This window comes from Henriciella mobilis, assembly GCF_003576315.1.
GTDB lineage: Bacteria > Pseudomonadota > Alphaproteobacteria > Caulobacterales > Hyphomonadaceae > Henriciella > Henriciella mobilis.
The window spans coordinates 104,786-115,210 of sequence record NZ_QWFZ01000009.1 but is presented as its reverse complement, the minus strand read 5'-3'; the positions used below and the strand labels follow the sequence as shown (position 1 = coordinate 115,210).

Here is a 10,425-nt window from a genome sequence, read left to right as displayed (position 1 = left end):
CAGCTCAGTGTCGCGGTCGAAGGCGGACAAGTAATCATCCATGCCAAACTTCTCAGCACTTGCCAGAGCCATATGCTGACAGATTTGTGCGACTTTAGGAGAAATAGTGCTGTATTGCGTGTGGTCATTGTCCAGCCTCACGGCGTCCTCGCGCATGCCGGTCACCATCTTGTTGACCTGATCAACAGACATTTTTTCGCCGAATAGAGTAGCTGAGTAGAAGATGAATATCTGCTGTTTCAGGCTGAACTTTTCCGTCCTTGGCAGGCCGCTAATCTGAGAGAGTCCGGCAGCGCAGGGAACACTGCTTTCGAACAAGTTGAGTATATTTTCACCCTGAGCGTACGGCGTATACTTGATGACTCCGTCAAATTTTTCATTTGTCAGCTTTATATGCTTGAAAAGCTGGTAAATGCTACTGAGGCGTTCGATCGCATATTCGTCGGGGTTGACTCGGACACGCCCGTATCGCGCGCTCTGTAGAAACATCGAGTCAAGGAACTTGTCGAACCGTCTAAAGAATATGAGTGTCTCTAAGCTCGTTCGAGCTTTTCCACTTTCTATGAGTCCATGTAAAGAACCGATGAACTTCGGGCCGATCAGATTAGAAAACTGTTCGGATGAAAATATGATCGGTTTGTGCTCATGAGAATCAATGAGTTCGTTTAAGAGTTGAACGATATTCGGATGAATCGACTTGGTCCGCAGGTCCTGGGCAAGCTGATGGTGGCCCACGCCAGTCTGGCGCCACAATTTCGGATATACAAAATCAGCGTTGCCTGAGATACTCATCTTGTGAAGTGCATTTTGCAAAACGCTTGTGCCTGTCTTTGGTTGACCAAGATGTATGTATATTGGCATCCAAATCCTTCCTGTTAATGCCTCTAGACTGGTTGAGAGGTTCCTTCGGCATTGGCACTACTCGTGGCTTGCCAAGACGCTGATCAGAGCATCTGAAAGCGCCGAATCTTCGCGATCTCAGTTGCTTCCGCAATATGCGCCAGCAAAGACCGGCCAACGACTTTGCTGCTGTGGCATTCGGTCAGATAGCGTCGCTGTTGCCGCGCGAAATTCTCGGAAAACTGCGGATCTGTCAAGCACTTGGACAGCGTTGACACGTAGTCCGGCCAAGCGTCGAAAATTGTTTCATCCGGCAGGAAGTTGCAAGGATCGGTGCCGGAAAAGGCAATCAATGGTTTATCTTCGACGACGGCCATTGCGGCCGACATGCCTCCGCCGCGCATGCCTGGCAGCTGAAGGTATAGATCTGCGATGGCGATGTAGGCCCTCAGGTCCGGTAGTAGTGGAACGAAGTGAATGCGTCCCTGGTTCATCGGCATTGCAAGTTCCGGTCGACACTGTTTTATCCGATCAGGGTCCTGAGCCGCAACAAGGTGCCAGTGCAGGTTCGGGTGGCGCTCAAACAGTTCGGAAAGATCGCGGGCCTCATCAGCAGTCAACTCGGCGATGGCCTGATCAAGTCGCCCACCGGTCATGGCGCTGACCATCACGACGTCGTCTTTGCCCATTTGTGCGTCCGCGCGAGTAAGGATTTCGCGGCGTTCGAACACATCTAGCGGAATTACATGATCTCGCCAGCGATTGCCGCCGACCAAGTCCAGCGCCTTCGAGCGGGTATCACCTTGGGCCAAGAGAAGGTCGGCGTGCATATCAATTGGGTTACCGGCGTTGAACTGCAGACCGATTACAGGAAAATGTTCGAACAAGCCTGATGCAAAATAGATCGATTGATAAAAGCCATACCATTTCATTACGCAGCTTGGATTGAAAGCTGCGATGCATCCGGCAACAGAATCGAGATAATCGCCAAAATCGGAAAAAGCACTCGGGTTGTGGAAGTCGACGGACAGACGTCCCTCGCATCCCGAGGGCAAACGGCTCGTCAGCGCTTCATCAATGACTTTTCGTGTGTTCGGATTGTCTGCCTGGAAGTTACGCCAAAGTTTAATAATCGAATGGTCGAACGTGAATATCACTTTTATTGAACATGTTTGTCCCCGGTCGGCAGCTGCAGCGAGAATTGCGTTCGCGTAGTTCGAAATTTGCCGCAAATGAGCACCGGAGTCTGGGCGAGCCGGCACCCAAGCAACTGCCATCAGTACTCGCAACTCTTCATCATTGTCCGAGACGACGGGCGGACAACGACTCATTGCTGCCGAGAGCTCCGCAGCCGCCGCACTTCGAAGCGCAGCGCGTGCGCGCACCCTCACTTGGTTTCCTAGAGCACGCGATCTAGGCCCGCTGTATACAAACCGGTAAACTTGGTTGAGCGTGGCGTAAGTCAGAATGGCGTCGATCTGGCGAAGAGCCCCATAGCCGCGGGTTTTCAGTGCCTCCTCGGCAAGCGATGAAAGGATTTCGACAGGTAGTTCACTGTCGCCCGTCGCTTTAGCGGTGACGGTAGACAGTTCGAAAGCCACCTCTGGGTCGATCGTCGCTTCGGTGAGCACCTCAACCAGTCGATCATGCGGTACCTCCAGCCGTTCGGAACCTTCGAGTTCATGTATCCGGTTCACCGATGCCCGATACAGGGTTGGCTTATGTTCAGCATACTGAATGAGTTTCGAAGCCAGAACACCTAGGTCGAATGATTCTAATTCAAAAGTCGACATGGCTATTCGCTCTACTAGGGCGGTCGAATCCGCGCCGCGCGGGCTTATGATCCGAGAACCACTTCCAAGGCGCCTTCCAGGCGCTGTTTCAGCATTGAGCCGAGTTCGGGTGTGAAGTCGGAGTAGACGGGGAAGCAGGCGAAGCGGTTCTGGAGCGACTCCGAGACAGGGATGGGCATGGCATCGATGGGGCGGCGGCCGGTATAGGCCCGCTTCACGCCAGGCCAGTAATACTTTTTGATCTCGATGCCCTTGTCCGCGAAGACCCCGATCATCGAATTGTCGACGTCCCGGTCAAAAAGGACCGGATATTGCGCCCAGGGCGTGTTGCCGGGTTCGACGGGCCGGGTCAACGTGTTGAAGCGAGAGAAGAAGGTCTCGTAGAAATCCGCATGCCGCGTCCGCACATCGATCCAGTCATCGATGAGATCGAGTGTTGTCAGCCCGATGGCGCAACGAAACTCGTCGATCTTGCCATTGAAGCCGTCACCATATGTCCGGTCGCGGTCGAAGCCGAAATTCAGGGCTCTCTTGATGGGACCGACCATTGGCTCTGGCGCCGCCACAAAGCCGCCTTCGCCAATCGCGAAGACTTTGGTCGCGTGCATGGAGAAGACTTCGATCTCGCCCGTGTCCGACCCGAATGTGGCATCAGAGTCCGTGCGGCCCAGACCGGCGGCGGCGTCGACGATGAGCGGTATCTGGTACTTGACGCTCAACTCGCGTGTCGCACTGATATCGCGCACGAGCCCAAACGGTCGGACGTGGATGATGGCGGCAACATCGGTGTGTGCATGCAGCGCCTTTTCCACGCTTTCAGGATCCAGTTCCCAGACGCGTTCATCGATGTCACAGATGACCGGCGTTGCTCCGGCAGCGAAAATCGCTTGCGGCGTCGCCGCAAATGTGAAGTCCGGCAGGATGACTTTCTTGCCGTAAACATCGATCGCATTGAGCGCGGCGAGCAGGCCGGACGTGTTGCTCGAACAGAGGACACCGGCATAGCCCTCGACAAGGTAGTTTTTGCTGACGTCTTCCTCGAGTTTTTGGGCCAGAGGGCCAAAATTCGAGAAGTAACGCGCCTGATAGGAGACTTGGAGGTGATGAACCCATTGTTCGGGTTTCGGTATCTCCGGTTTCAGATAAGGAAAAAGCATTTAGTCGGCGCTCACGGTCAGTTTGACCTCCTCGTAGCACCCTTGATAATAACTGTCTATTGAGGCCCGTCGGCAACGATTGGCAATGATTTGACTGCCATGCGGCAACGTCGGAAAGATTCACGGATACAAGGAATTAGCTATGAATGACCCTTTGAATACGGGATACTTTTCGGCACAGGAACTGCTCGATCTGGGGTTTGCCGGGGTTGGCAAGAACACAATGCTGGCGCGAAACTGTACCGTGATCGGACGCGAGCACATTCAGCTGGGTTCGAATACGCGGATTGACGGGCCGACAGTCATTGTTGCGGGAAAGGCCGGTGTGTCGATTGGCAACTATGTTCACATTGGCGGCGGGTGTCATCTCGCGGGTCGCGATGGTATCAGCATGGCCGATTTTAGCGGCCTCTCGCAAGGCGTTCGGATTTATTCGGTGACTGACAATTATGCTGGCGGGAGTTTCACAAACCCGACAGTGCCTGCTGCCCATCTCAAATTGATTTCGGGGCCTGTTCGGCTGGAGAAACATGTAATCATTGGAGCGGGTAGCGTCATCCTCCCGAGTGTCACGGTTGGCGAAGGGGCAAGTGTGGGAGCGCTGTCGCTGGTCAACCGGTCGCTTGAAGCCTGGACTGTCAATTCAGGGGTGCCGGCGCGAAAGCTGAAGGCACGCATAGTCATCGATCCGGATGGATCGATTGAACGGGAACTGCTCGCGAAGTGCTAGGCCTCCGGCCGCAAGGCCTTTGCCGGATCAGCGGTCCTGAACCGGTCATTCGCCCGGCTTTAGGAGTGAGCCAGGTAAGACGCCTGTAGCCTCTCAAACAAGGCAAGGTCGATGCGATTGGCCTCTACGAGCCGGTTGAACAGGGACTCTCCGACTTCTTCGCGGATGGAGGTCACGCGCTCTTCGGTGGTCGTCTTTTCGTGGCTGGTCACATTCTTCTTAGTGCTGAAGGCCTCGAAGTCCGGGAAATGGGGCTTCAGGTAGGCCTCGAGACGCTCGCAGGATGCCTCGAAGTCCTCGACAAGCCCAATAAAGGGTAGCCGGTCGAAGGCTTCATTGGCCTGGCTCTCGATGTCGATCGTCCGGCGGGCTACAAAGGCTGCGAGCCGGCGGGCCTGGAAGTTCTTTATCGAATAGTCGAGGTCTTCCGACAGCCGGTTCGTGATATAGCCCGCAAGATCGGTTGACTTGGCGAGCTTGGAGCCAGCTGTTTCGGCCGTCTGCTTGCGTTCGAACTGGTACGCCGACTGTATCCTGAGGATCGGATGACGCAGGAAGATGATCGGCAGCACGGTCAGCCGGTCTGTCTCGTAATCCAGATACCAGTTCCCGGTATGCGTGGAAAACACGTCGAACGCCGAATTCGCAATGATGTGGGATAGAACGAGGTCTGAATTCGATTCCACATCGCCGTCCGGGAACTCATGGTCTGTCCAATTGTCGCCAAATGCGGTCTTCAGGATGTGATCGACCGACGTGCCCGCGTTCTTGAACAGGTGACAGTGGAGAATGGCCGTCCGCTCTCCGTGGCGCGCAGCCGGGCGCGACCGGGTCGGCGGACCGAGCCGGAATATGCGTCCGCTCATTTCATCGCCGACCCGCTGGAGAAAGCCGATACGGTCAAGGTCCTGCTTGATAGCCTCGGGGTCCGCCAGTTGCGCCCGGTCTTCAACGACAGACATGGTCTGGCGCACAAGTGTTGGCCGGTGACGGGGCCGGGTCTTGAATCCTTCAGTGAAGTCTGTATCCAGGCGTGTTGCGAAGGCGTTGATGTCCTCGGCCGCATCGCCCGGCATATCAAAGCCGGCCATTGCGAGCTGGTCCGCCGGCGCGGACGTGAAATCGTCGAAGTTGAGGATCGGTGTGCCCTCTGGCAGGTTCGACAATGCGGCGTGGTTGTATTGGAGCCAGAGCCGTTCTGCTGCGCTGTCTGGCAGGCGGTTGCGTTGCCAGAGTGAACGCGCGACGCCGCGCGCTTCGCGCAGCACGAAGAGGTGACGGACATTAAATCCCTTGGCTCGTGCCACGTCTTCCCAGAGTGGAAGGGTGAAACATAGCCGCGGGTCCTTGATCACCGGTGAGCCTTCAGCGTCCGGAAACTCCCGTTCCCATGCATTCTCGACTTCGCGCAGAAAGGTGTTGCGCGCCCAGTCTACGGCGTCAGCGGGGGCGTAGCTGATCCCATCGACCCAGCTGGGAATGGAGTCCCAGCGCGCACCAAGCGCGTTCAGGATCCGTTCGTTCATGTTAACGACGCTGCGCGCTTCCCAAAAGCCCTTGGGATTGTCTTCGGCGGGCTCGAGCAGGTTCTGCCCATGGCTCCCGCCGAGATACTGAAGGGCACCGGAAACCGCCGATGTGCCTGAACGGTGCATACCAACGACAAAATATGCCGTCTTGTTTTCTAGCATTACTTTACCTTGCGACGGAGTGAGACGGTCCGCGTTCCAGATATGGATATTAGTGCGAAACGGTGACGAGTCCCCTTACCAATTCTTGAAGTTTGCGCTTGGCAGCCTCGCGTCCGAAAAGCTCCTGGACATAGGCCTGTCCTGCCCGGGACAGCGCTTCCCATTCTTCCTCGTCCTGGTAAACCCGGGCAATCGCACGCGCGATCGCGGCGGCCCCATTCTCGATTGCGGCGTGTTGCTTGTTGCGCAGGCCCATCCCTTCAGCCGCGACTCCCGATGCAACCACCGGAACACCCATGCGCAGCGAGTTGCCGACCTTGCCCTTGACACCGGCGCCATAGCGAAGCGGTGCGACTGTCAGGCGGATATTGGACAGGTAGGATTCCAGATCATCCACAAACCCGACAATGCTGATATCGGGTGCGGACAACTCGTTGAAGTCGGCGGGCATGTGGCTGCCGATAATGTGGAGCGTCGCGCCGATCTCAAGCGCGCGAACCTTGGGCCAGATATCCTCGACCAAATAGTGGACCGCATCGATGTTCGGCGGGTGTCGATAACCACCGACAAACGCCACGTCCATTCGGTCAGCGAAACCGGTCGTGCGCTCGAACGGCTCGTAGATCAACGGAATAACGACGTCCGGGAACGGGCCCACTTCGTTGCGCAGGTATTCGACCTCATAATCCGAAACGACAATGGTGGCGTCGGCCCTTTGGATGCACTGAAGCTCCAGCTGCTTCAGGTCCTCAGCCAGCCGGGCGGTTTCCTCGCTTCCATTCAGTTCACTCTCGCGCTGCAGGCGAAGGTGATGAATATCGACTGTGTCGAAGATGACCGGTATTTCCTGATAGCGCTCCTTGAACGCAGTGAAGAACTGGCCGCCGGTAGTGACACGGGACATGATGACCAGGTCAAAGTCCCCGCCATTATCTAACATGAAGCCGTGCGCGTCGGTGACATAGGGAGCGTAAATGACTTCCGCTCCAAGCTTCTGAAGTTCGCGGCAGTAGCGGCCTTCCCATTTCAGGTTGGCTGGAACGAACGTGACGCTGTAACCAAGTTCGCACAAAATGCTGATATACTGGTACGCTGTGACAGAACCGCTATCCTTGTCCGGCTTGGGCACCTCAGCGTCAAAGATGAGGATACGGACCTTCGACCGCCTGTTCGTGCAGGCCTTGGAGAAATCTCCCTTTTTGCCGAATTCCTTAAGGGTCTCCTGCCACTTCTTGGCAAAAGCCTTCTGGTTGATGGCCTGGTATTTCTTGACGCCCGACGTAATGTCGGTGCCGGACGAGATGCCTTCGAAGTGAATCACAGTCGATAGCGGCTGGTAGATGACCCGGCGACCCGCGTCCCTGACCTTCATCGCGAAATCCGTATCCTCGTAATAGGCGGGCGCGAGTTCTTCCGAAAAACCGCCGAGCTTCTTCCAGAGGTCTTTCGGGATCGCAATCGCGGCGCCGGAAATGTAGTCGGCATCGCGCTGGAAATTGTAATCCGGCTTCATCGGATCTTCGAGCCGCCCATAATTCGCGCCACTGCCATCGTCCCAGATGATGCCGCCGGCTTCCTGAAGCAGACCGTTCGGATAGACCAGCTTTGACCCGACAAGCCCAGCTTCAGGGCACCGCTCGAACGTCGCGATGAGCTCATCCAGCCATCCGTTCACGACGGCGGTGTCATTGTTCAGGAAGAACAGGTACTCCCCCTTCGCAAGCTTGGCGGCATTATTGCACGACTTCAGGAAGCCGAGGTTTTCCTCGTTTATGTGGACGCGGATCGGTCCGACATTGTCGAGATTTCCGGCGAGGAAGTCTCCCGATTTGTCGGGAGACTGATCGTCGGCAACGATGATCTCGAATGATGTTTCGTCGCTGGATTCGAGCATCGTGAGTACGCAGCGCAAGGTATACTCGACACTCTTATATGCGGGCACGATTACCGAGACTTTCGGCTTGGCCACTTTTTTCCCGGCTGACCGGACGATCATTTCCACGATCTGTTCCCGCGAAAGATTGGCCGTCTTGTCGAAGAAGGGTTTTGGTGGAAGGGGCGAGCGCCCGCGTGTCATGCCGCCATGAAGGAAGTCGACGAGCGGGACTTCGCGGCGTTCGGAAACGTCCGGATAGCGGCTCAGATAATAGCGTTGGCCAAACTCGTCGCTCGGTTCGAACCAGACCATATGGCCCATCGCCATGTAGTGCTGGATTTCATCCTGCCCTTCACGGATGTCTTTTGCGTACCGGCGACGATAGGTCAGCGGGTCGAAGAAGCGGTTCGGGCGCGCGCCTTTGGCTTTTCCTTTCGAGAGGTAGTGGGTCAGGGGCTCGACGCCCTTTTCGAGCTTGTTGGCCCGAATGTAGTAGCCGGCGTCAAACAGCGGGTGCGGCCACAGATCCTGCTTGTCGTACTTGCGGATATAGTCGATGACCGGGTGGACCTTTGGGCGGCCATGCTTGCGTATGTAGAATTCCGGGTCGCTTATGCCGTCAATGGATTCGTGGGTTAGCAGCGTGTCTTCCTTGAAGAGCAGGCCAAACATGCCAATTGTGCCGGCCAGCGAGTCACCAGGTACGCGCACATTCTTCATCTTGATCAGAGGATGCGGATCACAATCCTGCATTATGCCCTCTCTGAAGAAGTGCAGCAACTGGTCATTCGGTTTCAGCGACTTTGCGTCCTTTGCCTGGCTGACATAGTAGCCAGCATCGAAAAACTGGAAGGCGTTCAGCCTGTCATCACTGTTGACGAAGTCTTCCAGCACCGTCTGATGCAGCTGATCAGACACGGTCAGTGCGTGGCTTTCATAGTAGCGGTCGAGGTCGACCCAGGCGCAAGGCCGGCGCCATTCGAGGCCGCCAGATCGGAGATAGTGCAGGATAGCGGGCATGCCGCTGTCACGGACGTCGGGATAGATTTCGAAATAGTATGCCGGGTCGAACATGGGATGCGGCGACCGGTTCTCGGCGTAACCGGTGTTGGCAAAGTGCTCTCGCGCAGCCATGCCCGATTTTTCGACGTCAGGATAAAGCGCGTTGTACCATGCTTCATCGAGAAGGCTGGCGGCTAGGTCGATAAGTTCCCTGTCCGGAAGGACGCGAAACCGAGTAGCACGTCCCACCGCCCTCAATCTGTCTGCCAGCATTCCGAAATTCCTCATCGCCCAGATTACCCAAATTGAACGCCGGACGCCATTCCCTCACTGACGCCTGCACCGGTGTTCGCTCTTGCGCTCCTTTGAAGCACGCTTTACTGCTCCGTCCTACAGGCACTGAGTAGATTTCGCAATTCGTGGCAAAGGTATCGTATGTCTGCTGAAACTGACGCTGATCCGGCGAACCAGGAAGCAGCCGACCAGATCAAAATACCCTACCGAATTCCGCTGTATCATAACGATTTTCCATTCGTGATCATGTGGTCTGAAAAGTCAGGCTGCACATCGCTTGCGAAGTGGTTTTTCTGGCAGGTCGGGCTGCTTGAGGAAGCGACGGCCTATCATCCTTGGGTCCACAATTATGAGAATGAGAAGTTCAAGGCGCGCCGCGGCTATTTGAAGGGATGTCTGGACGCAATCGCCGAGGGAAAACCCGTCATCAAGTTTGTGCGAAATCCCTACCGCCGAGCATTCAGTGGTTATCTCGAATTGTGCAATCCGAAGATTGTCAAGGAACCTCATCACTGGACGCGGATTTACCGCAAGCTTGTCGTGGAATATGTCACCGGGTACGCGCAGGAAGTGGAGTACACTTTCACATTCCGGCAGTTCGTTGATTGGCTTGTGGCGCAGCGCCAGAACACGCTTGATCTGCATCTGCGCCAGCAATTCATGACGTCTGAGACGAACTTCGATGTTCGCGTCCATCAGATCGAGGCCGGCCAGCAAGGCATGAATGCCCTGGAGGCGGAGTTCGGACTGCAATCTTCCGCTGGCAAGGCTGAGATGTTTGAATCGCGGCACCATCACGCCAAGACCGTTATCGCGCCACGCCCGGCCATCTCAATATTCGATGCAGGTATCCCGGTGCGCCGGAGTGCCCATTTCAAGGTGGTTGAGCCGACGCTTGAAGAGTTCGCCACTGACCCCGTTGGAGCCCAGCTGCGGAAGTATTTCGTGGAAGACTTTGTGCGCTACGGGTATCTTTAGCGAAGGCGTTCCAGTCCAGTTACCGAGTTGCAAGCGCGCATCTCACTGGCTAATGCTGCGCTTC

At 56.0% G+C, this 10,425-nt stretch carries 7 protein-coding genes; 2 read left to right on the top strand and 5 right to left on the bottom strand.

From position 1 onward, the window contains the following. The 3 genes from D1227_RS07340 to D1227_RS07330 form a co-directional block, all read right to left on the bottom strand. On the bottom strand, positions 1–861 hold an 861-nt coding region (locus D1227_RS07340; RefSeq protein WP_147373281.1), incomplete at its 3' end, for a hypothetical protein. Between the two features lie 83 nt (positions 862–944). Further along, positions 945–2,633 (bottom strand): glycosyltransferase family protein, encoded by a 1,689-nt coding sequence (locus D1227_RS19775; protein ID WP_147373280.1) that lies wholly within the window; start codon positions 2,631–2,633, stop codon positions 945–947. Positions 2,634–2,677: 44 nt separating this feature from the next. Continuing rightward, positions 2,678–3,790: a DegT/DnrJ/EryC1/StrS family aminotransferase gene (locus D1227_RS07330; RefSeq protein ID WP_119404392.1), complete on the bottom strand. Its 1,113-nt coding sequence runs from the start codon at positions 3,788–3,790 to the stop codon at positions 2,678–2,680. Between the two features lie 142 nt (positions 3,791–3,932). Between D1227_RS07330 and D1227_RS07325 the strand changes: the two genes are divergently transcribed. Continuing rightward, complete coding sequence (locus tag D1227_RS07325; RefSeq protein WP_119404391.1) at positions 3,933–4,520, top strand: acyltransferase; 588 nt, start codon at positions 3,933–3,935, stop codon at positions 4,518–4,520. Between the two features lie 59 nt (positions 4,521–4,579). Here the strand turns inward: D1227_RS07325 and D1227_RS07320 are convergent, their stop codons facing one another. Together D1227_RS07320 and D1227_RS07315 are read right to left on the bottom strand one after the other, a co-directional pair. Beyond that, on the bottom strand, positions 4,580–6,211 hold the full coding sequence (locus D1227_RS07320; protein WP_119404390.1) for a sulfotransferase family protein: 1,632 nt from the start codon (positions 6,209–6,211) through the stop codon (positions 4,580–4,582). Positions 6,212–6,260: 49 nt separating this feature from the next. Then, the gene (locus tag D1227_RS07315; RefSeq protein WP_158586598.1) at positions 6,261–9,362 is read right to left on the bottom strand and encodes a glycosyltransferase; all 3,102 of its coding nucleotides are present in this window, start codon (positions 9,360–9,362) and stop codon (positions 6,261–6,263) included. Between the two features lie 162 nt (positions 9,363–9,524). On the opposite strand from D1227_RS07315, the gene D1227_RS07310 reads away from it, so the two are divergent. After that, on the top strand, positions 9,525–10,361 hold the full coding sequence (locus tag D1227_RS07310) for a sulfotransferase family 2 domain-containing protein (protein ID WP_119404388.1): 837 nt from the start codon (positions 9,525–9,527) through the stop codon (positions 10,359–10,361). Positions 10,362–10,425: the final 64 nt, after the last annotated feature.